Raw genomic sequence first — 25,514 nt, 5'->3', positions numbered from 1 at the left:
TTTGCAGCAGCTCGCGCATCAGATCCGGTGACGCGTCGGCGAGGGCTTGGCCAAGCAGGCCTGCAGGGTCGACAATATGAGGTGCGGTCATCGTGATGACTCCGTTCGAGGATTCTTTAGACGGTTGACTCGAAGGATCACACGGTGGCCGCTCTACGTCCGTCCCGACACGAAGTCGGAGACGATCTCGGCCACCGAGTTACACCACCTTATGGGGCACTACTCCCGCTCGCTCGCTATCGGTCAAGCGTGGGCGATGGGCACTCGTTCGGCTGGCCTGGGCGAAGTGGCCGTGGCTCGCGGGGAGTCCGGTTGCGTCAACTGGCCGCCAGCCGCCAGCCGCCGGCTGAGCCGACGGGCCGATAGGCGAGTCGAAGTCAAGCCGCATGATCGGCTCGGGGTTCTGGCTGCGGTGGTCTCCGAACCACGCCTGATGCGGACGTTGGGCCGGCTCGTCCGGGCCTTCTGGCCGCCAGAAGGCCGAATCGGTGCTCGTGTGGAACACCGATTCGGCACTTTCGAGACCTATGCGCCGAGGCTGTCGACGCCGTGCCGGTGGAGAAGGATGCGGGCGGCTGCGGCGGGACTAGATTGGCCAGCATGCGGCGGTTCATCGTGGGCATGCTGGTGGCGGCGATACTGCTCGACGTCGTCTACTGGACGCTGTGGTTCACCGACCGGTCGGCGATCGCGAGCCTGGACACCCAGGCCTACTACCAGTTCGAGAACGCCTTCCCGCTGGCCGATGCATGGCTGGGTCTGACCTGCGTGATGGCGCTGGTGACGCTGCTGCGTGGTAGCGAGCGGGCGCTGTTCTGGCTGATCGCCGCCGGGTCGGCGGGCGCCTACCTCGGCAGCATGGACCTGCTTTACGACCTGGAGAACGGGATCTTCACCACCGGCGGGGGCGGCGCGTTCGAGCTCGTCATCGTCATACTGACGTGGGCGTTCTCCCTGACTGTTCTGAGCTGGTCGTGGCGGCACCGCGAGGAGTTGCTGGGCAGGCGGGAGACGGAGGCATGACGATGGACATCCGACGAGGCGTGGCCGCCGGCGTTCCCTACGCGGCGATCGGGTCGGGTCCACCGGTGCTGGTCAGCGCCGGGCTGTGGCCGACGACCGGCGTCGGCAGCGAGGCCATGGTCAGCGGCGCGATCGGCCCGCTGAAGACACTCGCGGGCGAGCGCACCCTGGTCGTCGTCAACCGGCGAGGCGGCATGCCCGCGGACCTCGGAATGCGCGGGATCGCCGCCGAGTACGCGGAACTGATCCGCGAGGAGTTCGGGGGCCGGGCGGACGTGCTCGGCACCTCCACCGGCGGCAGCATCGTCCAGCAGCTGGCCGTCGACCACCCCGATGCGGTGCGGCGGCTGGTCCTGATCAGCACCGCCTGCCGGCTCGGACCGGAGACCAAGCACTACCAGGCCCAGACCGGGCGTCTCCTTCGCCGGGGCCGCACCCGCGCGGCGATGGGCGTGGCGATCATGGAGTTCATGCCGCGCGGGCTCGGACCCCTCGGCCGGGCCACCGGGTGGATCACCGCGCGCCGGCTGGTTCCCGACGACGACGCCGCGGCCGACCTGGCGACGACGCTCGAAGCCGAGGACCGGTTCGACCTGGCCCGACTCGCGCCGCCGATCTCCGTGCCGACGCTGGTCGTCGGCGGCGGGAAGGACAAGTTCTACGACCGCGCCCTGTTCGAGGAGACCGCCGCACTCATCCCCGGCGCCCGCCTGCTGATCGTCGCGGGCAAGGGGCACATCGCGGTGACCAACTCGGCGGCGGCCCAGACGGCGATCGCGGACTTCCTGCGCGGCGAGTAGCGGCGCGGCACCCGATGCGCACGGCCCCGACCCGCGGTGCGCGGATCGGGGCCGGGATCACCGATTGATCAGTCGACGACGCGGACGGCGCCCTTGTCGGCGGAGCTGGCGAGCTTCGCGTAGGCGCGCAGCGCCTTCGAGACGGTGCGCTGCCGGTCCTTGGGCTGCCAGGGGTGCTCGGAGGCCTCCATCTTGGCGCGGCGGTCGGCGAGCGTCTCATCGTCGACCAGCACCTTCAGAGTGCGACTGTGGACGTCGATCAGGATCTCGTCGCCGTCCTCCACCAGGCCGATGATGCCGCCGGCGGCCGCCTCGGGGGAGGCGTGGCCGATCACCAGGCCCGACGAGCCGCCGGAGAACCGGCCGTCGGTCACCAGACCGCAGAACTTGCCCATCCCGGTGCCCTTCATGAAGGCCGTCGGGTGCAGCATCTCCTGCATGCCGGGCCCGCCCGCCGGACCCTCGTAGCGGATCACCAGCACCTCGCCCTTCTGCAGTTCCTTCGAGAGGATCGCGTGCACCGCGTCCTCCTGGCTCTCGACCACGCGGGCCGGGCCCTGGAAGTGCCACAGCGATTCGTCGACGCCCGCGGTCTTCAGGATCGCGCCGTCCTCGGCGAGGTTGCCGTGCAGCACGCACAGGCCGCCCTCGACGGTGTACGCGTGCTCCTTGTCGCGGATGCAGCCTCCGGCGGCGTCGGTGTCGAGCGATTCCCAGCGGTTCGACGTGGAGAACGGCTCGGTGGTGCGCACCCCGCCCGGCGCGGCGTGGAACAGCTCGAGCGCCTCGTCGGTGGCGGTGCCGCTGCGGATGTCCCAGTCGGCGAGGTAGGCGTCGAGGGACGGGGCGTGCACCGGGTGCACGTTCTTGTTCAGCAGGCCCGCGCGATTCAGCTCACCGAGGATCGCCGGGATGCCGCCGGCCCGGTGGACGTGCTCCATGTAGTAGTTCGGCGAGTTCGGGGCGACCTTCGCCAGACACGGCACCTTCCGGGAGATCGCGTCGATGGCGTGCAGGTCGAAGTCGACCTCGCCCTCCTGCGCCGCGGCCAGGATGTGCAGCACCGTGTTGGTGGAGCCGCCCATCGCGACGTCGAGCGCCATCGCGTTCTCGAAGGCCTCGCGGGTGGCGACGCTGCGCGGCAGCACCGACTCGTCGTCGTTCTTGTAGTACCGGGTGGCCAGGTCGACGATCAGCTTGCCGGCCCGGCTGAACAGGTCGCGCCGCGCGGTCTGGGTGGCCAGCGTCGACCCGTTGCCGGGCAGCGACAGACCGAGCGCCTCGGTGAGGCAGTTCATCGAGTTGGCGGTGAACATGCCCGAGCACGACCCGCAGGTCGGGCATGCCGAGCGTTCGACCTCGAGGAGCTCGGCGTCGTTCACGTTGCTGTCGGCGGAGGCCGAGATCGCGTCGATCAGGTCGGTGCCGGGGCGCACGACGCCGTTGATCACGACCGAGGTACCGGCCTCCATCGGGCCGCCGGAGACGAACACGGTCGGGATGTTCAGCCGCATGGCGGCGTTGAGCATGCCGGGGGTGATCTTGTCGCAGTTCGAGATGCAGACCAGGGCGTCGGCGGTATGCGCGTTCACCATGTACTCGACCGAATCGGCGATGATCTCCCGGCTCGGCAGCGAGTACAGCATGCCGCCGTGACCCATCGCGATGCCGTCGTCGACGGCGATGGTGTGGAACTCCTTGGCCACGCCGCCCGCGGCCACGATGGCCTCGGCGACGATCTCGCCGACGTTCTTCAGGTGCACGTGACCCGGCACGAACTGGGTGTACGAGTTGGCGATCGCGACGATCGGCTTGCCGAAATCGTCGTCGGTCATTCCGGTGGCGCGCCACAGGGCGCGGGCGCCGGCGGCCTCCCGGCCGACGGTGGTGGTGCGGGACCGCAAGGCTGGCATTGGTGTCCTCAGAGGTTCGGTGGTGAGGTCTCCGGTCGGGCTGGACCGAGAAATCCGGTACCGGTCCAGTTTACGCGCCCACCGCGACGATGATTTCGCGTCCCGGCTGGGTGGTGCTGCTCAGAAGGGAGACACAGGTCCGGGCTCGACGGGCCGGGCAAGGATTTCGATGACGTCGTGGCCGTGGCGCGCGACAGTGGGATCCAGCGCGCGCCACGCTATGTGGCGGCTGTCGGAGAGCGCGCCGGCGAGCGCCGCGATCCGTCGGCCGTCGCTGCCGCGCATGCGTGACCGCTCTCGACGAGGGTTTCGTATCGCCGCGGCGAGGACCGCTGCGTCGGTCAGATGGCGGTCACCGTCGCGATGATCGGCGATATACGCGGCCCCTTTGAGGACGAGTGCCGCGAGCGAGTCCGGGACGCTGATCGTCTGGGCTCTCCCGTCGACGTCCACGACGCAATTCACCGTGCGGCGCAGAGCCGCGGTGCCTCCGGGTACGGCGAATACCGGGAATCCGCGGACCGGTGGCGGCAGCACCCGTGGAGCGGCATGGTCGGCGACCATCACGTCGATCTGGTCACGGGCTCCGGTCGACGGGTCGGCGCGCGCGAACCGATGAACCGAGTCTCCGAGCGAGGGAAGCTGGAGGGCGAAACCGATGGACTCGACCGCGAAGCGAGTGCGGCTGAACGTCGTCGCCCCCGTCTCGATGTGCAGCAGCATGTCGACGTCGTTGGTCGGTCTGATCAACGGCAGACCGGCATGCGCGGCATGGACCTGCACCATCAGCCCGCCGATCATCGTCCAGTCGGTGTGGGGAGAGACCGACAGCACTTCGGACACGAGCCGCCATGTCTGATCCCAACCGCCGGCCGGGGTGGGGACAGTCCAGGTCTCGCGATCAGCGGTCATCGCCGGTCTCGAAATCGGCCAGTAGTCGTGCCAGCCAGTCGAGTCCGGAACGACGCACCCGGGGATCGAGGCTCTCCGCGAGATCGACCGCGATCGCGGCATCGCGGAGTCGGCCATCGGCGAACGGCTCGCCGAAGACGACGGCCCGGAGGGTGACGGCACCCGACTCGTCTGGAATGAGGCCGAATTCGGCGACATAGCGGGGCAGGCGGTCCGCGGTCAGATAGCCGTCGACCGTTCCGTCGGAGACGGCCGACAGACCGAGACGGTACAGCCGATCGGCGTCGACGGACGTTCCGGTCGGTACGACGGCCGCACGCAGGTCGTCGGCGATCTCACCGACGGCGCGGAAGCGATGCGCCCGTGCTCGGTCGGCGACCAATCGCACGACATCGTCGGCGGAGGACTTGCGCAGGACGGTGCGGACCCGGGAGCGACGGTCCGCCGCCAGCCACGGTGCACGTCCACCGGACAGCAGGTCGAGCGCCCCCCACGCGGCGGGCGCGGTGAAGACCCGGCCGTGAGCACGAGGGGTCTGGGCGAATCGCTGCACCGCCACCGCGTCGAGGAGCAGATTGCGGCCGACCCTGTGAACGGGACCGAGCCGGTCGGCGTGCGCGAGTTGCGCGACACGCCGCCGCCCGACGCCGAGTGCCGCGGCGGCCTCATCAAGGGTCATCCGGGTCATGATTCATATCTTCTCTTATCGGAACATATGAAGCAATATCACCTGGTGAGGTGTCGCTGTTGTCCCCGTCTCGCCTCGAGCTGGCATAGGCAAGGCACTCGATCACAGCCGCGGCGGTCGCCGCCGACGCGGCTGTGCATCGGCGTCACGCGGCGCGGTCAGATGCCCAGCACGGCCTTGGCGATCATGAAGTAGATGATCAGGCCGGTGGCGTCGCAGAAGGTGGAGATGAACGGGGTGGAGAAGACGGCGGGGTCGACGCGGATGGTCTTCGCGACCAGCGGCATCAGGCCGCCGACGGTGGCGGCCATGGTGCACACCGACACGATGGTCAGGCCGATCACGGCGCCGATCTCGAACTCGTAGGCCAGCCAGGCGACCCCGAAGCCCACGACACCCAGCGCGGCGCCCATCGTCAGGCCGACCCGGATCTCCTTGCCGGCCACCCGGAACGCATCCCGCGGGGCCACCTCGCCGACGGCCAGCGCGCGGGTCACCGTGGTCGCGGCCTGCGATCCGGTGTTGCCGCCGATCCCGGTGAGCAGCGGGATGAACAGGGCCAGGGCCACCTTCTGCTCCAGTGTGCCCTCGAAGATCTCCAGCACGTTGACGGTCAGGATCGCCGAGACGGCCAGCACGAACAGCCACACCACTCGCGAGCGGGTGATCGCGAAGATCGACGCGTACAGGTACGACTCGCGCAGCGGCTCGCGTGCACCGGCGCGTGCCTCGTCGACGTCGCGGGCGGAGTCGACGATCTCGATCGCGTCGTCGAGGGTGAGGATGCCGACCAGCCGCTTCTCGGCGTCGACGACCGGCATGGCGGAGATCCCGCGGTCCACGCAGCGCTCGGCGGTGGGCTCGGCCTCGTCGTCGGCGTGCGCGTAGATCGGCGGCTTCGCGATCGGCCCGACGGGCGCGCCGGGGTCGGCGAGCAGCAGGTCGCGCAGGCTCACGACACCCAGCAGCCGCCGGGACCGGTCGACGACGGGCACGATGTAGATCGACTGCACCTCGTGGCCGCGCGCCCGGACCCGGTCGAGCACGGTCGCGGCGGTATCGTCGGCGAACGCGTGGATGAACTCCGGGCTCATCCGGCGGCCGACGCTGCCGCGCGGGAAGCCGAGGACCACCGCGGTCAGTTCACGCTCCTCTGGGGAGAGGTCGCGGATCAGCTGCTTGGCGACCGAGGCCGGCAGCTCGTCGAGGAGCGCGGCGCGGTCCTCGGGTTCGAGGATGTCGAAGGCCGCGGCCACCTCGGTCGTCCCGAGCTCGTGGATCAGCACGGCCTGGGTGTCGGCGTCGAGGTCGTCGAACACGGCGAGGGCCTGCTCCTTCGCCAGCAGCCGGAAGCCGATGGAGCGGCGGCGCGGGGCGAGTTGTTCGAGGAGCGCCGCGGCCTCCTGCGGAGCCAGCGGGAGAAGGATCGACGACGCGGCGGTGAGATCGCGTTCCCGGAGGGCGTCGTCGAGCGAGCGGAGCGTCGTGGCGGCGGACATGCCGTCGATTGTCGCGTACGCCGGTGGAAGGAACCGTGGCCGCGGGGTGAACGTCCCGGGGCCGACCGGTTACGCGGCGACGGCCAAGACTCCGATGTAGGCGATCACGCAGAGAAGCCACAGCAGGGGAGCGAGCAGAATCAGCGCGCCCGCGACGATCGCGAACCCCGAGAGCGGTGTGGTGGCGCGGTGGCGACGGCGACCGGCCCGATCGGGCTTGAGTCCCTGGATGCCGAGGAACAGGCCCGGGATCACCAGCAGGACCAAGGTGCCGCCGAGCGCGCCGAGCAAGGTCGACGCGATCCCGGTGATCGTGACCACCGCCGCCGCGGCGGACCAGGGATTCAGCGGGGCGGTCCCCGGCGACTCGGCATCGCCCGGAGTGCCCGGCGCGGGCGGCGCCGGGTGGGGAGCGGCGGTCATCGCTGCGGGGTCAGTCCTGCGCGGCGAGCCGGGCCTCGCGCTCGGCGGCGAACGGATCGGGAAGCGCACCGCCGGAGATCTTCGACAGGACCGGGAGATCGTCGAAGGTGACGGCGGGCAGTCGTACAGCGGAGCCGTCCGGCCGGACAGCACGGGCCGCGCCCCACTTGGGGAAACGCAGGCCGTCGATCTCCGACCATTCCAGGCGGCTCGTGCCGACGGTGTGCACCGCGGTCAGGCCGTCGCGATCGGCCACGGTCTTGATCCGGTGGATCCACCAGATCTGCAGCACCGGCAGCGCCAGCATCCAGCCGAAGCCGGCGACCGACACGCCCATCATCATGATGGCGAGCAGAATGGTCACCAGGATCGTCAGGTACGCGAGCCGGGAGATCGCGAAGGTCGCGGTGTCGGCGGCCGTCGTGGCACGGGCGGAAGCGGGATCAGGCACGACTCCATTGTGTCACTTGACGAAGTTCCCCCGTCGTCCCGCTCGCCCGGCGACGGCCTCCCTCTCCCCGGTGACGACCTCCCGCCGTGTCCCTCGCCGGGGATTTGACGCGGCGCGGACCGCTGCCTTACCTTGTGACCGTGATGAATACGAACCTTCTCGTAGTAATCGGTCGGCGCGTCTACGCCTGATCGGTCACTTCGCAGACCTTTCGAACTTCATCGACGCGCCCCTCGCACAGCCTGTAGCTGTCGGGGGTTTTTTCTTGTCAGGACCAAGAGGATGAGGACTCCAGCAGTGAGCACTCCAACAGCCCGCGGGTCGGCGCGGCCGCAGTCGCCGTCGACCGAATCCCTGCGCTCCGGCCGCACCGTGGCCCCCGAGCGCGTGACCGGCGCCCAGTCCGTCGTTCGGACTCTCGAAGAGCTCGGTGTCGACACCGTGTTCGGCATTCCCGGCGGTGCTGTACTCCCCGTCTACGACCCGCTCCTCGACTCGCAGAAGGTGCGTCACGTCCTCGTCCGCCACGAGCAGGGCGCCGGACACGCCGCGACCGGCTACGCGCAGGTCGCCGGTCGGGCCGGCGTCATGATGGCCACCTCCGGCCCGGGCGCCACCAACCTGGTGACCCCGCTGGCCGACGCCCAGATGGACTCGGTCCCGGTGGTCGCCATCACCGGCCAGGTCGGCCGCGCGCTGATCGGCACCGACGCCTTCCAGGAAGCCGACATCTCCGGCATCACGATGCCGATCACCAAGCACAACTTTTTGGTGAGCGTCGCCGCGGACATCCCGCGCGTCATCGCCGAGGCCTTCTACATCGCCGAGAGCGGCCGCCCCGGCGCCGTCCTCGTCGACATCCCGAAGGACATCCTGCAGGCCCAGACCACCTTCTCCTGGCCGCCGCAGATCGACCTGCCCGGCTACCGTCCGGTCACCAAGCCGCACGGCAAGCAGGTCCGCGAGGCCGCGCGCCTGATCTCCCAGGCCCGCCAGCCGGTCCTGTACGTCGGCGGCGGCGTGATCAAGGCCGACGCCGCGCCGGAACTGCTCGAACTCGCCGAGCTGACCGGGATCCCGGTGGTCACCACGCTGATGGCGCGCGGCGCCTTCCCGGACAGCCACGACCTGCACATGGGCATGCCCGGCATGCACGGCAGCGTCGGCGCCGTCGCCGCCCTGCAGCGCAGCGACCTGCTGATCACGCTCGGTGCCCGGTTCGACGACCGCGTCACCGGCCGCCTCGACTCGTTCGCACCGGACGCCAAGGTGATCCACGCCGACATCGACCCCGCCGAGATCGGCAAGAACCGGCCGGTCGACGTCCCGATCGTCGGTGACGTCCGCAACGTCATCGTCGACCTCATCGAGGAGCTGCGGAACGACGGCGCGGCCGGTGGCACCCGTGCCGACCTCACCGCCTGGTGGACGTACCTGGACGACATCCGCAAGACCTACCCGCTCAGCTACGACGGCCAGTCCGACGGCTCCATGTCGCCGGAGTTCGTCATCGAGCAGCTCGGCAAGGCCGCCGGCCCGGACGCGGTGTACGTCGCCGGCGTCGGTCAGCACCAGATGTGGGCCGCGCAGTTCGTCAAGTACGAGAAGCCGCGCACCTGGCTCAACTCCGGGGGACTGGGCACCATGGGCTACTCCGTCCCCGCCGCGATGGGGGCCAAGGCCGCCGCGCCGGAGAAGGAGGTGTGGGCCATCGACGGTGACGGCTGCTTCCAGATGACCAATCAGGAGCTGGCCACCTGCGCGATCGAGGGCATCCCGATCAAGGTCGCGCTGATCAACAACGGCAACCTCGGCATGGTCCGCCAGTGGCAGACCCTGTTCTACGACGAGCGCTACTCCAACACCGATCTGGCGACGCACTCCCGGATGATCCCGGACTTCGTCAAGCTCGGCGAGGCCCTCGGCTGCGTCGCGATGCGCGTCGACCGCGAGGAGGACGTCGCCGAGGCGATCGCCAAGGCGCGCGAGATCAACGACCGTCCCGTCCTGATCGACTTCATCGTCGGCAAGGACGCCCAGGTGTGGCCGATGGTCGCCGCCGGCTGCGGCAACGACGAGATCATGGCGGCCCGGGACATCCGGCCGCTGTTCGACGAGGACGAGTCGGCCGGGGACACCCCGGCGGACATCCACGACACCATCGCCCGTCCGCGCGACGAGGCATCCGAAGGGAGCGACTCGTAATGAGCACCCATACGCTGAGCGTCCTGGTCGAGGACAGGCCGGGCGTGCTGGCCCGGGTGGCGAGCCTGTTCTCGCGCCGCGGCTTCAACATCACCTCGCTCGCGGTCGGCCCGACCGAGATCAAGGGCATGTCGCGCATGACGATCATGGTCTCGGTCGACGACTTCCCGCTCGAACAGGTCACCAAGCAGCTCAACAAGCTGGTGAACGTCATCAAGATCGTCGAACAGGACCCGGACTTCTCGGTCTCCCGCGAACTCCTCCTGGTCAAGGTGCGGTCGGACGCGACCAACCGCGCGGAGATCCTCGACGTGGTGACGCTGTTCCGCGCGAAGGTGATCGACGTGGCGCCGGAGTCGGTGACCGTGGAGGCCACCGGCACCTCCGACAAGCTCGAAGCGCTGCTGCGCATGCTCGACCCGTACGGCATCCGGGAGATCGCCCAGTCGGGCGGCGTCACCCTCGGACGGGGACCCAAGAGCATGTCCGTCAACCGCTGAGTCCAGAATCAATAGCAAGCACACATCAACGCTCCCCCGTGCGGTGGAGCACATCCGAAGGGAATTCACTGTGGCAGTGGAGAAGTTCTACGACGACGACGCCGACCTGTCGATCATCCAGGGCAAGAAGGTCGCCGTGATCGGTTACGGCAGCCAGGGCCACGCGCACTCGCTGTCGCTGCGCGACTCGGGCGTCGACGTCGCGATCGGCCTGCGCGAGGGCTCGCCGTCGCGCGCCAAGGCCGAGGAGCAGGGTCTCAAGGTCATGACCGCGGCCAAGGCCGCCGAGTGGGCCGACGTCATCATGCTGCTGGCCCCGGACACCAGCCAGGCCAAGATCTTCACCGAGGACATCGAGCCCAACCTGAACGACGGCGACGCGCTGTTCTTCGGGCACGGCCTGAACATCCACTTCGGTCTGATCAAGCCGCCGGCCAACGTGACCGTCGCGATGGTCGCGCCGAAGGGCCCGGGTCACCTGGTCCGCCGTCAGTTCGTCGACGGCAAGGGTGTCCCGGCGCTGATCGCCGTGCACCAGGACCCGACCGGTGAGGGCCAGGCGCTCGCGCTCAGCTACGCCAAGGGCATCGGCGGCACCCGCGCCGGCGTCCTGAAGACCGACTTCAAGGAAGAGACCGAGACCGACCTGTTCGGTGAGCAGGCCGTGCTCTGCGGTGGTACCGAAGAGCTGGTCAAGACCGGTTTTGAGGTGCTGGTCGAGGCCGGCTACGAGCCGGAGATGGCCTACTTCGAGTGCCTGCACGAGCTGAAGCTGATCGTCGACCTCATGTACGAGGGCGGCATCGCCCGGATGAACTACTCGGTGTCCGATACCGCCGAGTTCGGCGGCTACCTGTCGGGCCCGCGCGTGATCGACGCCGGCACCAAGGAGCGCATGAAGGAGATCCTGGCCGAGATCCAGGACGGCACCTTCGTCAAGCACCTGGTCGCCAACGTCGAGGGCGGCAACAAGGAGCTCGAGGCGCTGCGCAAGCAGAACGCCGAGCACCCGATCGAGGTCACCGGCAAGCAGCTTCGCGACCTGATGAGCTGGGTCGATCGCCCGATCACCGAGACCGCCTGATCATCTGCTGATCGAGCGGCACCCGCCGATCGAGCGGCACCCCCGCCGATCGAGCGGAGTCGAGATCCCCGGCCCCCGGGTCCACGACATGTGGACCCGGGGGCCGTTCGCATCAGCGCTCGATCACCTCGAGGCCGGGGATCGCGGCGGCCCGCCCGCTGAGCCCGGCCCGCCCGTTGAGCCCGGCCCGCCCGTTGAGCCCGGCGAGGCGCCAGCCGAGCCGGTGTCGAAACGCCGCTCTCGAGTCGGGAGGTGATGCCCGTAGCTCGAAGCAGGTCGGGGAGCTGATGACGAGATCATCGAAGCCGGTCAACTCGGGCAGTGGCCGAGCCGCCGCTGTAGTCACGATGTTGGTGTCGAACAGGCCGATCACCCGGGAGCCCACGGATCTCGCGAGGTGGACTCTGCGCGCGCCGTGTCTACCTCGGAGACCCAGGAGTCATCGCTGAGCGGGGCGTCCGCGTACACGGCCTTGGCCTGCTCGGCGGTGACTCGTGCCCGTGGCTCGCCGATAGGGACGAGTTTGCCGACTATTCGCCGATTTCGCGTGATGAGCACTTCCTCGCCGTGCTCGACGGCGTCGAAGGCGGCGGTCGGATTCTGGCGCAGCTGCGCGACACTGATCTGGATCGTCATAGAAGTACCTCACGAATCAAGGATGTAGATATTCTAGCTCTTCGTCACAGGGTGGTCGGCAACGGTGTCTGATGCCGGTGGGAGCCCAGGCATGTGACAACGACCGTTACCATGGCAGTCCGGCCTCCGTGATCTGCGGCGGCACATCCGAGTCAAGGAGTTTCCAGTGGGCGAAGTCAGCCATTCCGCCGTCGTCAAGGCGCCGCGCGAGACCGTGTTCGCGTACGTGAACGACTACCAGAATGTGCCCGACTACTTCTTCGGCATCAGCAAGTTCCGGCCGGTCACCGACCAGACCGAAGGACTCGGCGCGGTCTTCGACACCGCGATCAAGATCGGTCCGAAGGAGCTGAAGTCGCAGACCAAGTGCACCGAGTGGGTGGAGAACGAGCTGATCAGCCTCGAATCGGTCTCCGGACTCAGCTCGGCGACCCGATGGAGCTTCAGCGACGGCGACGAGGAGGGGACCACCAAGCTCGACGTGGTGTTCCGGTACTCGCTGCCCGGCGGCCTGGCGGGCAAGATCCTCAGCCCGCTGATGGGACCGTTCGCCGACCAGGCGGTGAAGCACACCGAGAAGGTGGTGCGCGAGAAGACCGAGGGCTGATCCCCGAGTCAAAAGTCTCGACGGCCCCGCCGCCTCCGCGGCGGTCGTCCACACCCCGGGCCTCGGGCCCGTCACCTGCATGATTCGCCGTATCCCGGTGCCGACGCCGAGCACCGGGGTACGGCGAACGTCGTCTCCGGGGCGTCGGCGCTCGGCGGCGGTGCGGGGAGATTCCGCAAAGGTCTTGTGACAGTGCAATGGCATTGTTAGATTGGGCATGCGCTCGAAGAAAGAGCCAGTTCACAACATATGCAATGTCACATGACAGGCATCAAGCCCCGCCGAATTTCAGGAGGCCACCTATGACCCAGCAGCCCTGGCGCGGAATCCACGTCGCCACCGCCCTGCCCTTCAACGACGACCTCTCGATCGACTGGGATGCCTGGGCCGACGAGGTCACCTGGCTCGCCGCGAACGGCATGGACGGCGTCACCCCCAACGGCTCGCTGGGCGAGTACCAGACCCTGACCCCGGAAGAGCGCTACAAGGTCGTCAGCATCGCCACCGAGGTGGCCCCCGAGGGCTTCCGCGTGATGGCCGGCTGCGGCGCCTACGGCGCCCTCGAGTCCGTCCGCGCCGCCGAGCAGGCTGCCGAGGCCGGCGCGCAGTCGATCATGCTGCTGCCGCCGAACACCTACCGTGCCGAGCGCGAGGCCGTCGTCGACCACTACCGTCGCGTCGCCGAGGTCGGGCTGCCGATCGTCGCCTACAACAACCCGCTCGACACCAAGATCGACATGAAGCCCGACCTGCTCGCCGAGCTGCACGGCCTCGGCTACATCAAGGGAGTCAAGGAGTTCACCGGCGACGTCCGCCGCGTCTACGAGATCAAGGAACTGGCCCCGGAGCTGGACGTCCTGATCGGCACCGACGACGTGCTCCTCGAGGTCGGCCTGGCCGGCGCGGTGGGCTGGGTCTCCGGCTACACCAACGCCTTCCCGAACGCCTGCAAGAAGCTGTACGACCTCGCCACCTCCGGGAACCCGACCGACGCCGTCGAGGCGCTCGGCCTGTACCGCGACCTGCACCCGCTGCTGCGCTGGGACTCCAAGACCGAGTTCGTCCAGGCCATCAAGCTGTCGATGGACATGGTCGGCCGCAAGGGCGGCATCTGCCGCCCGCCGCGTACCCCGCTGTCGCCGGAGATCACCGCGCAGGTCACCAAGGCGACCGAGAACGCCCTCGCGGCCGGGTACAACTGAGGCAATGGGCACCCTGGACTTCCTGAACGCCGAGCGACTCACCGAGCTCGCGTCCGAGGCCGACGCGGTCGACTTCCTCTACGACGCACTCGCGTCGGGACGCGTCGACCCCGAACTGGACGACCCCCGGTTGTTCTCGCCCGCGCCGGGTGGCGAGTTCCTGCTCATGCCGGGCCGCGACCCGGAGTACTCGGGCGTCAAGCTGCTCACCGTCGCGCCGGACAATCCGGCACGCGGCAAGCCGAAGATCCAGGGTGTCTACGCCCTCTTCAGCAGCGACGACCTCGCTCCGCTGATCCTGCTCGACGGCCCGGAGCTCACGCTGCTCCGGACGCCCGCGGTCACCGTCCTGGCCGTCCGTGGACTGCTGGACGCCGGCCCGGGCGAGGGCTTCGGCGAGTACGACCGGCCGCTGCGGGTGGTCGTGTACGGCACCGGACCGCAGGCGCTGCGCCACCTGCATGTGATGCGGACGGTGCTCGGCCCGATCGACGCCGCGGTGATCGGGCGTCGCCCCGACCGGGTCGACGAGCTCGTCGCGCAGGCCACCGGTGACGGCCTGCGTGTCCGCGCGGGCACGCCCGACGACGTGCGCACCGCCGAGGTGGTGCTCACCGCCACCAGTTCGACCGAGCCGGTTCTCGACGATGCCCTCGTCGGCCCCGACACGGTGATCGCGGCGATGGGCGTGCACGGCCCGGACAACGCCGAACTGCCGCCCGAGCTGGTGCTGCGCGCCGACGTCGTCGTCGAGGCACGCGGGGCCGCCATGCGCGAGTCCGGCAATCTGCTGCGGGCGCGTTCGGTCCAAGACTGGGCTGGGCAACCGCTCGCCAACCTCGCCGACCTGGTGACCGGGAACTTCCGGCGCCGCCCGGGCGCCCCCGCCGTGTTCTCCGGCGTCGGCATGTCGTGGGAAGACCTGGTCGTCGCCTCCGCGATCTATCAGCGCCATCACGCCGGCCGCGCCGGTCGAGACGTCCCGCCCGCTGATCCATCCTGACCCCCTTTCGAGTAGGAGACCCAAGCTCATGAGCACCACCTCCACGCAGATCGACGACCTGGTCGCCGCCGCCGTCGCGGCCGGGGACGAATGGGCCGGTTACGACCCGGCCGGCCGCGCCCGCGTCCTGCACGGCGTGGCGGATGCGCTCGATGCGGCCGGCGACACGCTCGTCCCGATCGCCCAGCGCGAGACCAACCTCCCCGAGGGCCGCCTGCGCGGCGAGCTCAAGCGCACCACCTTCCAGCTGCGCCTGCTGGCCGATGTCGCCGCGGCGGGGGAGCACCTCGACGTCCGCGTCGACCACGCCGACGCCGACTGGCCGATGGGGGCCCCGCGCCCGGACCTGCGCCGCACCTGCGTGCCGCTCGGACCGGTCGTGGTCTGGGGCGCGTCGAACTTCCCGTTCGCGTTCAGCGTCGCCGGCGGCGACACCGCCTCGGCCCTGGCTGCCGGCTGCCCGGTGATCTACAAGGCCCACCGCGGCCACCCGGATCTGTCCGATGCGACCGCCGCGATCGTGGTCGACGCCCTCGCCGCCGCGGGTGCGCCCGCGGGTCTGTTCAGCGTGATCCACACCCAGGACGAGGGCCGCGCCGCCCTGACCCACCCGGCCGTCAAGGCCGGCGCCTTCACCGGCGGCATCCCCGGTGGCCGTGCGCTGTTCGACCTCGCGCAGTCGCGCCCCGAGCCGATCCCGTTCTACGGCGAACTCGGCAGCGTCAACCCGGTCTTCGTCACCGCGGCCGCCGCGGCGGCGCGCGGCCAGGAGATCGTCGACGGCTTCGTCGCCTCCTTCACCATGGGCCAGGGCCAGTTCTGCACCAAGCCCGGCCTGTTCCTGGTGCCTGCCGGTTCCGGTCTGGCCGCCAAGCTCGGCGCGGCCGTTCTTCCCGAGGGGCACCGCCTGCTCAACCCGGGTATCGCCGCCGGTCACCACGAGTCCCGCGAGGAACTCGCCGCCCGCGACGACGTCTCCGTGCTCGCCGGTGGCGGCGGCGAGGTCGACCCGCCGTCGGCCACCCTGCTGGCCACGGCCGCCGCCGACCTGCTCGCGCACTTCGAGGAGATCTTCGTCGAGTGCTTCGGGCCCACCGCCGTCGTCGTCGAGTACGACGACGAGGCCCAGCTGCTCGACGTGGCCCGCGCGCTCGACGGTCAGCTCACCGCCACCCTCGCCGCGCAGGACGACGACGCGATCGTCGGCCCGCTCGCGAACATCCTGGCCCGCAAGGCCGGCCGCCTGCTCTGGAACCAGTGGCCCACCGGCGTCTCGGTGACCTACGCGCAGCAGCACGGCGGGCCGTACCCGGCCAGCACCGCATCGGGCACCACCTCGGTCGGCACGGCCGCCCTCACCCGCTTCGTCCGGCCGGTCGCCTGGCAGGGCTTCCCGCAGCAGTTGCTGCCCGGGGAACTGCGCGACGATCAGACCGTGCCGGCTCCGCGCCGCATCGACGGCGTGCTCCAGGCGGGTCCGGGGCAGTGAGGACGTCGCACGTCTACCACGCGGTGGACTCGCACACCGAGGGCATGCCGACCCGCGTCATCACCGGCGGGGTCGGCGTGTTCCCCGGCGCGACGATGGCCGAGCGCCGCACGTGGTTCATGGAGAACAACGACGACCTGCGCCTGCTCCTGATGCGCGAGCCGCGCGGCCACTCGGCGATGAGCGGCACCATCCTGCAGCCGCCGACCCGGCCGGACGCCGACTACGGCGTCCTCTACATCGAGGTCTCCGGACTGCTGCCGATGTGTGGTCACGGCACCATCGGCACCGCGACGGTACTGGTGGAGACCGGGATGGTCGAGGTGACCGAGCCGGTCACCACCATCCGTCTCGACACCCCGGCCGGGCTGGTGGTGTGCGAGGTGGCGGTGACCGACGGCCGCGCCGAATCGGTGACGATCCGCAACGTGCCGTCGTTCGCATACGGGCTCGACCGCACGGTCGACGTTCCGGGTTACGGCGAGGTCGGCTACGACATGGCCTTCGGCGGCAACTTCTACGCGATCGTCGACCTCGACTCGCTCGGCCTGCCCTTCGAGCGCGCCGCCAAGCAGCGGCTCCTCGACGCCGGTCTGGCGATCATGGACGCGATCAACGAACAGGACCGGCCGGTGCATCCGGAGCGGCCGGACATCGCCGGCTGCCACCACGTCTACTTGAAGGCACCGGGCAGCGACGCGAAGCACTCGCGGCACGCGATGGCGATCTATCCCGGCTGGTTCGACCGTTCACCCTGCGGCACCGGGACCAGCGGCCGGATGGCGCAGCTGCACGCCCGCGGCGAACTTCCGCTGCACACCGACTTCCTGAACGAGTCGTACATCGGCAGCCGGTTCACCGGGCGGCTTGTCGACACCACCACCGTCGGCGACTTCGAGGCGGTGATTCCGACCATCACCGGCCGCGCCTGGATCACCGGCACCGCGCAGTACATGCTCGACCCGACCGACCCCTTCCCGACGGGATTCGAGCTGTGAGCGCCGCCCGCGCCGCCGCCGATGTCGTGGTGATCGGGGCGGGTGCGGTCGGCGCGGCCGTCGCCTGGTACGCGACGCGTGCCGGGCTGTCGGTGACCGTCGTGGAGCGCGGGGCCATCGTCTCCGGCTCGTCGAGCGCCTGCGAGGGCAACCTGCTGGTCTCCGACAAGGAGGCCGGTCCGGAGCTCGATCTGGCGCTCTACTCGCACGACCTGTGGGCCGGCGAGCTGCTGGAGTACCGGGAACTGTGGGAGTTCGACTTCAAGGGCGGCCTGGTGGTCGCGTCGACCGACGCGGGACAGGCCGGACTGGCCGAGCTGACGGTCCGGCAGCGGGCCGCCGGGGTCGTCGTCGACGACGTCCCGCTCACCGAGGTACCGGCGCTGGAACCCCACCTGACCCGGGACATCGCCGGTGCCGCCTACTACCCGCAGGACTGCCAGGTGCAGCCGGTGCTGCTGGCCGCCCACCTGCTGCGGATGGCACGCGAGGCCGGGGCGACGGTGCTGACCGACACCCCGGTGACCGGTCTGGTCCGCTCCGGCGACGCCGTGACCGGCGTGGTGACCGGCCGCGGCACGATCGCCGCGCCGATCGTCGTGAACTGCGCAGGCGCGTGGGCCGGCGAGGTGGCGGCACTGGCCGGCATCTCGATGCCGGTGTTCCCGCGCCGCGGGTTCGTGCTGGTCACCGAACCGCTTCCGCCCACCGTGTTCCACAAGGTGTACGCGGGCGAATACGTCGCCAGCACACAGAGCAGCGACGCCGGACTTCAGACGTCCACGGTGATCGAGAGCACGCGCGGCGGCACCGTCCTGATCGGCTCGTCGCGGGAACGCGTCGGCTTCGACCGCGCGCCGTCGCTCCCGGCGATCCGGGAGATCGCGGCCAAGGCGCTGCGCCTGTACCCGGCGCTGCGCGAGGTGTCGGTGATGCGCTCGTACCTCGGCTTCCGGCCGTACTGCCTGGACCATCTGCCGGTGATCGGCGACGATCCGCGCGCGCCGGGCCTCTGGCACGCCGCCGGACACGAGGGTGCGGGCATCGGCCTGTCCGTCGGTACGGCGAAGCTGCTGGTCCAGGCGATGACCGGCGTGCCGACCGATCTCGACCTGACCCCGTTCGCCGCCGACCGGGCGACCCTGCAGGAGGTGGCACATGCCTGAGACCGCCCGTTTCACATTCGACGGCCGGCCGATCGACGCGCGTCCCGGCCAGACCGTCGGCGCGGCGCTCACCGACGCCGGTGTCCGGTCGTGGCGCACCACCCGGTTCGGCGATGCGCCCCGCGGCCTGTTCTGCGGTATCGGGGTGTGCTTCGATTGCCTGTTGACGGTCGACGGCGCGCCGAATCAGCGTGCGTGCATGGTTCCGGCGCGTGCGGGCATGACCTGCGAGAGCGGCGGTATCCGGGAGGTGGATTCGCGTGACTGAACAGCAGACGTACGACGTCGCGGTCGTCGGCGCCGGGCCCGCCGGACTGGCGGCGGCGGTCGCGGCCGCCGAGGCCGGCATGCGGGTGGCACTGATCGATGCCGCCGCCCAGCCGGGCGGTCAGTTCTGGCGGCACCCCGATGAGAACGTTCCGGTCGCCGACGAGGGCCGTGGACAGCATCTGTGGACGCGGTTCACCGCGCTGCGCGCGCGGCTGCGCGCCCAGCACACCGACGGTCCGGGCCGCGGCCGGATCGACGAGCACTTCTCCCGGCAGGTCTGGTTCCTGGAGCCGCCGACCGCGGACCGGTCGAGGTTCGCCCTGCATCTGACCGGGTCGTTCGCCGGTGCCGGACGCGGTGAGTGCGTCGCGGCGCGCGCGGTGATCCTGTGCCCGGGTGGGTACGACCGGCAGCTGCCGGTGCCCGGCTGGGACCTGCCCGGCGTGATGGCCGCCGGCGGCGTGCAAGCGCTGCTGAAGGCCAACCGCAGCCTGGCGGGCACCCGCGCGGTGGTGGCCGGGACCGGGCCCTTCCTGCTCCCGGTGGCGGCCGGGCTTGCCCAGGCCGGCGCGGACGTGGTCGCGGTCTGCGAGGCCGCCGGGGTGGTGCGCGGCTGGTCCCGCCGGCCGCTCGACGCGGCGGCCGTGCCGAGCAAGGCCCTCGAGGGCGTCGAATACGCGTATCACCTCGCGCGTCACCGCATCCCCTACAAGACACGAACGATGGTCACCGAGATCACCGGCGACGAGCGGGTCACCGCGGCCCGGCTGGCGCGGGTGGACGCCGCCGGCCGGGTGATCCCCGGATCGGCGCGCACCGTCGAGGCCGACCTGGTCGCCTTCGGCTGGGGTTTCACCCCGTCGATGGAGCTGGTGCTTGCGGCCGGCGCGTCGACCCGGGTCGACGTCGACGGATCGCTGGTGGCCGTCGTGGATCACCGGCAGCGGACCGGCGTCGACGGCGTCTACGTGGCGGGTGAGGCCACCGGTGTCGGTGGCGCGGCCCTCGCCCTCGCCGAGGGGGAGCTGGCCGGTTTGACCGTCGCCGACGACCTCGGATTCGCCGCGCCGGATGCCCGCGCGGTGCGGCGGCTGACCCGGAAGATCGGCAACGGACGGCGCTTCGCCGCCGCCATGCACACCGCGCACCCGGTGCCCGGTCACTGGCCCGAACTGCTGCGGTCCGACACCGTCGTGTGCCGCTGCGAGGAGGTGAGCTACGGCGACCTGTGCACGGCGCACGACGACCTCGGCGCCGACGACCCGCGCCTGGCCAAGCTCGTCGCGCGGCCCGGGATGGGCTGGTGCCAGGGCCGGGTCTGCGGTTTCGCGACCGCCTGCATCACCGCCCGCTACGGTGTGCCCGGCGCGCCGGAGCTGGCGTCGGTCGCCAAGCGCACCATCGCCGCGCCGATCACCGTCGGCGAACTGGCCGGGGCGAGCGAATGAGCGGGGCGGAGGCGACGGTGAACATCACCAATCTGCGCCAGTTCGCGACGCTCAGTCTTCGCGAGCAGGTGACCCGCGCGCTGCGGGCGGCCATCGTCTCCGGTGAACTGGCCCCGGGCGAGGTCTACTCGGCTCCGGCGCTGGGGGAGCGGTTCGGCGTGTCGGCGACACCGGTCCGGGAGGCGATGCTCGATCTGGTGCGCGAGAACCTGGTCACCACCGTGCCCAACAAGGGCTATCGGGTCACCGAGGTGGGTGAGGCCGAACTCGACGACATCACCGAACTCCGGATGCTGATCGAGCCGGTGCTCACCGCGCAGGCCGCGCTCGCCATCCCGGACGAGGACTTCCCGGAGCTGCGTGCGCTGGCCGACGCGATCGTGGAGAACGCCGCGGCCGGTGACCTGGTCGCCTACACCGAGGCCGACCGCGCGTTCCACCTGCGCATCCTCGGGTACGCCGGCAATGAGCGCGCGGTCGCGGTGATCTCCGAACTGCGCGCCAACACCCGGCTGTTCGGCCTGGCGGGCCTGGCCGAATCGGGCCAGCTGACCGAGTCGGCGCGCGAGCACTACGCCATCGTCGACGCGCTGGCGGCCCACGACCCGGCGGCCGTCGAGGTGCTGCTGCGCGAGCACATCAGCCAGACCCGCGGCCGCTGGGCCACGTCGTAGGCAGCGGGCGGATTCTCGCCCGCTGACTTGGTGGGCGAGGCCCGGTGACTTCGTTGTGGCCCACCCGGCCGAGTGGGCCACAACGAAGTCACCGGCCGGAACGGCTCAGACGAGAGCGTCGGCGGGTCGCTGCGACGGGAGACCGAGGGCGGCGCCGACGCCGGCGTTGAACAGGATGCCGTCGTGGGTGGACAGGCCGGCCGCGAGCGCGGGGTCGTGCGTGCAGGCGGCCCGCCAGCCCCGGTCGGCGATCCGCAGCACGTAGGGTAGCGTGGCGCCGGTGAGCGCATAGGTCGACGTCCGGGGCACGGCTCCGGGCATGTTGGCGACGCAGTAGAAGACGGTGTCGCCGACGGTGAAGGTCGGCTCGGCATGGGTGGTGGGCCGCGAGTCGGCGAAGCAGCCGCCCTGGTCGATCGCGATGTCGACGAGGACCGAGCCGGGCCGCATCCGGAGCGCGAGTTCGGTGGTCACCAGCGTCGGGGCGGCGGCGCCGGGGATCAGGACGGCGCCGATCACCAGGTCGGAGTCGAGCACGGCCTCCTCGAGCGCGAGCGAGGTGGAGTAGCGGGTGTGGACCCGGCCGCCGAACCGGGCATCCACGTCGCGCAGTCGGCGCACGTCGATGTCGAACACGGTGACCTCGGCACCCATCCCGGCCGCGATCTGCGCGGCGTTGACGCCGGACACGCCCGCGCCGATCACCGTCACCGTCGCGGGTGCGGTGCCGGGCACGCCGCCCATCAGGACGCCGCGGCCACCCTGTGAGCGCAGCAGATGGTGGCTGCCGGCCTGCGGCGCCAGACGGCCGGCGACCTCGGACATCGGCGCCAGCAGTGGCAGGGAGCCGTCGGGCAGTTGCACGGTCTCGTAGGCGATCGACGTGGTGCCCGCGGCGAGCAGCGCGTCGGTGCACGGCCGTGACGCGGCCAGGTGGAGAAAGGTGAACACCGTCTGATCGGCACGCATGAGGCCGTACTCGGCGGCGATCGGCTCCTTCACCTTGAGCAGCAGATCGGCGGCTCCCCAGACGTCGGCGGCGGACGGAACGATGCGCGCCCCCGCCGCCGTGAAATCGTCGTTGGTGATCGCCGAACCGAGACCGGCGCCGTCCTGGATCAGCACGTCGTGACCGCGCCGGGTGAGTTCGGCGACACCGCCGGGCGTGATCGCGACCCGGTACTCGTTGTTCTTGATCTCGGTGGGGATACCGACGCGCATGAGATCTCCTCGTCGTAGTGCACGGATGACGAGTTCCAGTGTGAAGAAAAGCCGGAATCATGTGACGACCAACGATCATCAATCGGTAGATTCGGGCCATGAGCGAGGAATATTCATCCGACGCGGCGATGCGTCCGAATCCGTCGAACGATCGTCGACCGCGTCTGGACACCTACGACCGGCGCATGCTGCTGGTGCTCCAGCGCGACGGCCGCGTGTCGAACGCCGCGCTGGCGCAGGAGGTGGGCCTGGCGCCGTCGACCGTGCACGCCCGGCTGCGGCGCTTGCAGGACACCGGGGTGATCCGCGGGTTCTTCGCCGACGTCGATCCCGCCGCCGTGGGCCGGCCGCTGCGGGCGATGATCGCGGTCACGCTCCGGTCGACGGCGCGGCACCGGATCCGTCAGTTCGTGGAGTCGGTCATCGACCTGCCGCCGGTGATCGACGCCTACTTCCTGGCCGGCGGCGATGACTACCTGCTGCACGTCGCGGCCGTCGACACGGACGACCTGCGGCATCTGGTGGAGTATCTCAGCGCGCGCGAGGAGGTGGCGGGCACCAACACGTCGCTGGTGTTCGACCATCTGCGCGGCTCTGCGCCCTTGTGAATCCCGCCCGGCCGTGCCCCCGCTTCGCCGGATAGGCGGTCGGCGCGGGTGGTCGTCAGCTGGACTTCTGCCAGCCGAAACGCCAGGAGATCTCGGCCGCCGTCTTGGCCGTTTCGCGGCTCATCATCGGCAGCTTGTCGGTCACCCGGAACGCGGGACCGGCCAGTGTCACCGCGGCGAACGCGTGCCCGTCGAAATCGCGGATGGGCGCGCCGACGGCCACCTCGCCGATCTCGTTCTCCTCGAAGGTGTACGCGATACCGGTATCCGCGGCGTCCTCCAGTTCCCGGGCGAGACGAGTGCGGTCGGTGACGGTGTGCTCGGTGAAACGGGGCAGGGGATCGGGGAGGAATTCGGCTCGCTGCGCCTCCGGCAGGCATGCCAGCAGGACCTTGCCCGCGGCGGTGGCGTGTGCGGGTGTCCGTCGGCCGACCCAGTCGATGCTGCCGATCGCGGAATCGCCGGCGACCTGGTCCACGGTCATCACCTCGCCGTTGTCGAGGACCGCGATGTTCACGGTCTCGCCGGCCCGGCGGGCGAGGTCGGCGGCGAACGGCCGGCAGGTACCGACCAGATCGGGCCGGCGCTTCGGGCTGCTCGACAGCATCCAGGCGGTGTAGCCGAGCGAGTACTCGCCGCGCACCTCGTTCTGTTCCACCAGACCGCGGCCCTCGAGCGTCGCCAGCAGCCGGGACACGGTGGTCTTGCTCAGTCCCAGCTCGGTCGCGATCGCGGTCACCCCGATCGATCGGGTGCGCGCGACCACTTCGAGGATCGAGACGGCGCGATCGACCGACTGCACGACGCCGCTGCGGGCGCCCTCGGGGCTCGTCATGGGTCGCATTCTACGAAGTCGGCCGGGGTCGTCTCCGCGGCGACGTGATGCCCCGCGGAGGGTTCCCCGGAAGTGCTTGACATCACAGTCGCGAGACGCTCATTATTGATCCGCAATGTGGTTGTGTACCGCAATGCGGAACGTCAACTCTCGGGGTCCGGCCCGGCCCGGAGTCCGGCGAGTTCCGCCCCACTCTCACGGCCTGCCCGGCCGACCTCCCACCACGTTTCGATCGAAGGAGACGACCCGTGAGCGCTCCCGTCCAGCCGCGCCCTTTCAACCCCGACGCCGCCCGCGCCGAGATGGCCGCCGACCCGCGTGAGCTCGCTGCGCGCCGGCAGCCCGGGATGAGCCTGGAGGCGCCGTTCTACATCTCGCCGGAGTTCTTCGACCTCGACATCGACGCGATCTTCGCCAAATCGTGGATCTTCGTCGCGAACGAGGCGGAGATCCCGGAGGCGGGCGACTACGTCGTCATCGACATCGGCCGGTACTCGGTCATCGTCGCGCGTGACGACGACGAGAACGTGGTCGCCTACCACAACGTCTGTCGCCACCGGGGTGCTCGCATTCTCAACGACGCGTGCGGCTCGGTCGGCCGCATCGTCTGCGGCTACCACCAGTGGACGTACGACATGAACGGCTCGCTCGTCTTCGCCGATGCGCAGGCCGAGGACTTCGACAAGAGCTGCTTCGCCTTGCGGAAGGTCCAGGTGCGGTCCGTCGCAGGTCTGATCTTCCTGTGCATCAGTGACCGGACACCGCCGGACTTCGACGAGGTGGTCGCCACCGTCGAGCCCTATCTGGCCCCGCACCGGCTGGCCGAGGCCAAGGTCGCCGCGCAGATCGACCTCATCGAGAACGGCAACTGGAAGCTCACGATGGAGAACAACCGCGAGTGCTATCACTGCGCCGGCGGGCACCCCGAGCTGCTCGAGTCGTACTTCCCGGTCTACGGCTTCGATCTCGACGACATCCCGTCGCGTCTCATCCCGGCCCGCGACCGGTACCTCGCCGCGATCAAGGATCTGGAAGACACCTGCGATGCGCTGAACCTGCCCTACGCCGAGATCGAGGACCTCGACGACCGGCCCACCGGCTTCCGCATCATGCGCGAGCCACTGGAGAAGGCGGGGGAGTCGTTTACGCCGGACGGCACCGCGGCGGTGAAGAAGCTGATGGCCGGATTCCCGACCGCCCGCCTCGGCCGCAACTCGATGCATCTGCAACCGAACTTCTGGTGCCACTTCATGGCCGATCACGCCATCACCTTCTCGGCGATCCCGATCGCGCCGGACAAGACCCTGCTGCGCACCACATGGCTCGTGCACCCGGACGCCGTCGAGGGTGTCGACTACGACCTCGACGAGCTCACCTGGGCGTGGAACGCCACCAACCGGCAGGACTCGACTTTCGTCGAGCGCGCCCACCGGGGCGTTCTCAACCCCGCCTACGTGCCCGGTCCTTACGCGCCGTCGGAATATCAGGTCGACGCGTTCATCAACTGGTACATCCAGCGCATCCGGGAGCACCTGGCCGAATGACGGTCCCGGGCGTTGCGGCGCCGATGATCGACGTCCGAGCGGGCGCGCTCTCGGCGAGTCCGGGCCCGGGGCACGAGCGGGGCCGAATCGCCCTTGTCCGTGATCGGCCGCCGTCCGTTGAAGCGGCGCCGCGGTCGGCTGGGGACCGCTATCCTCCGCGGCAAGGCCTCGATCGCGGCGGCCGCCGACGCGAGCTGATCTCGCTCGGCGACGCGCCGGCCGGCGACGTCGACTTCGACAGCGGTGCCGTCGAGACACCCACCATCGATCCGCACGGCCTCGTCACCTGAGTCCGCCACCACGATCTCCGAAGGA

At 70.1% G+C, this 25,514-nt stretch carries 27 protein-coding genes; 17 read left to right on the top strand and 10 right to left on the bottom strand.

The window, feature by feature from the left end:
- Positions 1–600 precede the first annotated feature (600 nt).
- The gene (locus ACSEEN_RS05665) at positions 601–1,023 is read left to right on the top strand and encodes a hypothetical protein (protein ID WP_440712591.1); all 423 of its coding nucleotides are present in this window, start codon (positions 601–603) and stop codon (positions 1,021–1,023) included.
- On the top strand, positions 1,020–1,823 hold the full coding sequence (locus tag ACSEEN_RS05660; RefSeq protein WP_440712590.1) for an alpha/beta fold hydrolase: 804 nt from the start codon (positions 1,020–1,022) through the stop codon (positions 1,821–1,823). The genes ACSEEN_RS05665 and ACSEEN_RS05660 overlap by 4 nt, the downstream gene beginning before the upstream one ends.
- Before the next feature lie 68 nt (positions 1,824–1,891).
- Here the strand turns inward: ACSEEN_RS05660 and ilvD are convergent, their stop codons facing one another.
- From ilvD to ACSEEN_RS05630, 6 genes are all read right to left on the bottom strand, one after another.
- On the bottom strand, positions 1,892–3,736 hold the full coding sequence (gene ilvD / locus ACSEEN_RS05655; RefSeq protein ID WP_247864395.1) for a dihydroxy-acid dehydratase: 1,845 nt from the start codon (positions 3,734–3,736) through the stop codon (positions 1,892–1,894).
- A gap of 120 nt (positions 3,737–3,856) precedes the next feature.
- A complete protein-coding gene (locus ACSEEN_RS05650) occupies positions 3,857–4,648 on the bottom strand; it encodes a hypothetical protein (RefSeq protein WP_440712589.1) in 792 nt (263 codons plus the stop codon).
- On the bottom strand, positions 4,638–5,327 hold the full coding sequence (locus ACSEEN_RS05645; RefSeq protein ID WP_440712588.1) for a MerR family transcriptional regulator: 690 nt from the start codon (positions 5,325–5,327) through the stop codon (positions 4,638–4,640). Before ACSEEN_RS05645 ends, ACSEEN_RS05650 begins: the two co-directional genes overlap by 11 nt.
- 167 nt (positions 5,328–5,494) lie before the next feature.
- Positions 5,495–6,835, bottom strand: coding sequence for a magnesium transporter (gene mgtE, locus ACSEEN_RS05640; RefSeq protein WP_440712587.1), 1,341 nt, complete (start codon positions 6,833–6,835; stop codon positions 5,495–5,497).
- A gap of 69 nt (positions 6,836–6,904) precedes the next feature.
- A complete protein-coding gene (locus ACSEEN_RS05635; protein ID WP_440712586.1) occupies positions 6,905–7,258 on the bottom strand; it encodes a hypothetical protein in 354 nt (117 codons plus the stop codon).
- Positions 7,259–7,268: 10 nt separating this feature from the next.
- Positions 7,269–7,709 (bottom strand): PH domain-containing protein, encoded by a 441-nt coding sequence (locus tag ACSEEN_RS05630; protein ID WP_247864391.1) that lies wholly within the window; start codon positions 7,707–7,709, stop codon positions 7,269–7,271.
- A gap of 297 nt (positions 7,710–8,006) precedes the next feature.
- Between ACSEEN_RS05630 and ACSEEN_RS05625 the strand changes: the two genes are divergently transcribed.
- The 3 genes from ACSEEN_RS05625 (at position 8,007) to ilvC (ending at position 11,498) form a co-directional block, all read left to right on the top strand.
- On the top strand, positions 8,007–9,914 hold the full coding sequence (locus ACSEEN_RS05625) for an acetolactate synthase large subunit (RefSeq protein ID WP_247864390.1): 1,908 nt from the start codon (positions 8,007–8,009) through the stop codon (positions 9,912–9,914).
- Positions 9,914–10,414, top strand: coding sequence for an acetolactate synthase small subunit (gene ilvN / locus ACSEEN_RS05620; RefSeq protein WP_247864389.1), 501 nt, complete (start codon positions 9,914–9,916; stop codon positions 10,412–10,414). The genes ACSEEN_RS05625 and ilvN overlap by 1 nt, the downstream gene beginning before the upstream one ends.
- A 70-nt stretch (positions 10,415–10,484) precedes the next feature.
- The gene (ilvC, locus tag ACSEEN_RS05615) at positions 10,485–11,498 is read left to right on the top strand and encodes a ketol-acid reductoisomerase (RefSeq protein WP_247864388.1); all 1,014 of its coding nucleotides are present in this window, start codon (positions 10,485–10,487) and stop codon (positions 11,496–11,498) included.
- A 112-nt stretch (positions 11,499–11,610) separates the two neighbouring features.
- Here ilvC and ACSEEN_RS05610 read toward each other — a convergent pair whose 3' ends face one another.
- Entirely contained in the window at positions 11,611–11,871 is a 261-nt protein-coding gene (locus ACSEEN_RS05610) for a hypothetical protein (RefSeq protein ID WP_440712585.1), read from the bottom strand.
- Positions 11,868–12,134 (bottom strand): type II toxin-antitoxin system Phd/YefM family antitoxin, encoded by a 267-nt coding sequence (locus ACSEEN_RS05605; RefSeq protein WP_440712584.1) that lies wholly within the window; start codon positions 12,132–12,134, stop codon positions 11,868–11,870. Before ACSEEN_RS05605 ends, ACSEEN_RS05610 begins: the two co-directional genes overlap by 4 nt.
- 166 nt (positions 12,135–12,300) lie before the next feature.
- On the opposite strand from ACSEEN_RS05605, the gene ACSEEN_RS05600 reads away from it, so the two are divergent.
- From ACSEEN_RS05600 to ACSEEN_RS05560, 9 genes are all read left to right on the top strand, one after another.
- Positions 12,301–12,741: an SRPBCC family protein gene (locus ACSEEN_RS05600; protein ID WP_440712583.1), complete on the top strand. Its 441-nt coding sequence runs from the start codon at positions 12,301–12,303 to the stop codon at positions 12,739–12,741.
- A gap of 302 nt (positions 12,742–13,043) precedes the next feature.
- Positions 13,044–13,943, top strand: a complete 900-nt coding sequence (locus tag ACSEEN_RS05595; protein ID WP_247864385.1) for a dihydrodipicolinate synthase family protein — start codon at positions 13,044–13,046, stop codon at positions 13,941–13,943.
- Positions 13,944–13,947: 4 nt separating this feature from the next.
- Positions 13,948–14,946, top strand: coding sequence for an ornithine cyclodeaminase family protein (locus tag ACSEEN_RS05590; protein ID WP_247864384.1), 999 nt, complete (start codon positions 13,948–13,950; stop codon positions 14,944–14,946).
- 28 nt (positions 14,947–14,974) lie between these two features.
- Positions 14,975–16,435, top strand: coding sequence for an aldehyde dehydrogenase (NADP(+)) (locus tag ACSEEN_RS05585; protein WP_440712582.1), 1,461 nt, complete (start codon positions 14,975–14,977; stop codon positions 16,433–16,435).
- On the top strand, positions 16,432–17,433 hold the full coding sequence (locus ACSEEN_RS05580; RefSeq protein WP_440712581.1) for a proline racemase family protein: 1,002 nt from the start codon (positions 16,432–16,434) through the stop codon (positions 17,431–17,433). Before ACSEEN_RS05585 ends, ACSEEN_RS05580 begins: the two co-directional genes overlap by 4 nt.
- The gene (locus ACSEEN_RS05575) at positions 17,430–18,599 is read left to right on the top strand and encodes an NAD(P)/FAD-dependent oxidoreductase (RefSeq protein ID WP_440712580.1); all 1,170 of its coding nucleotides are present in this window, start codon (positions 17,430–17,432) and stop codon (positions 18,597–18,599) included. The genes ACSEEN_RS05580 and ACSEEN_RS05575 overlap by 4 nt, the downstream gene beginning before the upstream one ends.
- On the top strand, positions 18,592–18,867 hold the full coding sequence (locus tag ACSEEN_RS05570) for a (2Fe-2S)-binding protein (protein ID WP_440712579.1): 276 nt from the start codon (positions 18,592–18,594) through the stop codon (positions 18,865–18,867). Before ACSEEN_RS05575 ends, ACSEEN_RS05570 begins: the two co-directional genes overlap by 8 nt.
- A complete protein-coding gene (locus tag ACSEEN_RS05565; protein WP_440712578.1) occupies positions 18,860–20,317 on the top strand; it encodes an FAD-dependent oxidoreductase in 1,458 nt (485 codons plus the stop codon). The genes ACSEEN_RS05570 and ACSEEN_RS05565 overlap by 8 nt, the downstream gene beginning before the upstream one ends.
- On the top strand, positions 20,314–20,991 hold the full coding sequence (locus ACSEEN_RS05560) for a GntR family transcriptional regulator (protein ID WP_247864378.1): 678 nt from the start codon (positions 20,314–20,316) through the stop codon (positions 20,989–20,991). Before ACSEEN_RS05565 ends, ACSEEN_RS05560 begins: the two co-directional genes overlap by 4 nt.
- A 105-nt stretch (positions 20,992–21,096) precedes the next feature.
- Here the strand turns inward: ACSEEN_RS05560 and ald are convergent, their stop codons facing one another.
- A complete protein-coding gene (ald, locus tag ACSEEN_RS05555) occupies positions 21,097–22,212 on the bottom strand; it encodes an alanine dehydrogenase (RefSeq protein WP_440712577.1) in 1,116 nt (371 codons plus the stop codon).
- 98 nt (positions 22,213–22,310) lie between these two features.
- Here ald and ACSEEN_RS05550 point away from each other — a divergent pair, with 98 nt between their 5' ends.
- Positions 22,311–22,820, top strand: coding sequence for an Lrp/AsnC family transcriptional regulator (locus ACSEEN_RS05550; RefSeq protein ID WP_440712576.1), 510 nt, complete (start codon positions 22,311–22,313; stop codon positions 22,818–22,820).
- Positions 22,821–22,875: 55 nt separating this feature from the next.
- Here the strand turns inward: ACSEEN_RS05550 and ACSEEN_RS05545 are convergent, their stop codons facing one another.
- On the bottom strand, positions 22,876–23,655 hold the full coding sequence (locus tag ACSEEN_RS05545) for an IclR family transcriptional regulator (protein WP_298442029.1): 780 nt from the start codon (positions 23,653–23,655) through the stop codon (positions 22,876–22,878).
- A gap of 302 nt (positions 23,656–23,957) precedes the next feature.
- On the opposite strand from ACSEEN_RS05545, the gene ACSEEN_RS05540 reads away from it, so the two are divergent.
- Together ACSEEN_RS05540 and ACSEEN_RS05535 are read left to right on the top strand one after the other, a co-directional pair.
- On the top strand, positions 23,958–25,199 hold the full coding sequence (locus tag ACSEEN_RS05540) for an aromatic ring-hydroxylating oxygenase subunit alpha (protein WP_440712594.1): 1,242 nt from the start codon (positions 23,958–23,960) through the stop codon (positions 25,197–25,199).
- Complete coding sequence (locus tag ACSEEN_RS05535) at positions 25,196–25,489, top strand: hypothetical protein (RefSeq protein WP_440712575.1); 294 nt, start codon at positions 25,196–25,198, stop codon at positions 25,487–25,489. The genes ACSEEN_RS05540 and ACSEEN_RS05535 overlap by 4 nt, the downstream gene beginning before the upstream one ends.
- Positions 25,490–25,514 lie beyond the last annotated feature (25 nt).

Origin of the sequence: Gordonia marina (assembly GCF_052036135.1) — a bacterium.
Lineage (GTDB): Bacteria > Actinomycetota > Actinomycetes > Mycobacteriales > Mycobacteriaceae > Gordonia.
Note: the sequence above shows the minus strand (reverse complement) of the source record. Positions and strands in the feature narration are given on the sequence as shown.